The organism is Psychrobacter sp. TB20-MNA-CIBAN-0197 (assembly GCF_040309765.1).
Lineage (GTDB): Bacteria > Pseudomonadota > Gammaproteobacteria > Pseudomonadales > Moraxellaceae > Psychrobacter > Psychrobacter submarinus.
Map to the genome: position 1 here is coordinate 1 of NZ_JBEOPC010000851.1, position 260 is coordinate 260.

Here is a 260-nt window from a genome sequence, read left to right on the forward strand (position 1 = left end):
ATGCAAAAGTGCCAAAGTTCACCGTTATCGTCGGTGGCTCGTTCGGCGCTGGTAACTACGGTATGTGTGGCCGTGCTTATAGCCCGCGCTTCTTATGGATGTGGCCAAATGCCCGTATCTCTGTCATGGGCGGCGAGCAAGCCGCCTCAGTACTGGCAACGGTCAAACGTGATAACTTTGATCGCAAGGGCGAAGCGTGGAGTGATGAAGACGAAGCCGCATTTAAAGCGCCGATTCGTGAAATGTATGAAGAGCAAGGT

Annotated in this window: 1 protein-coding gene; it reads left to right on the plus strand. The window is 53.1% G+C overall.

All coding sequences use genetic code 11. From position 1 onward, the window contains the following. On the plus strand, nucleotides 1-260 hold a 260-nt coding region (locus tag AAEY83_RS16275), incomplete at both ends, for a carboxyl transferase domain-containing protein (protein WP_351060691.1).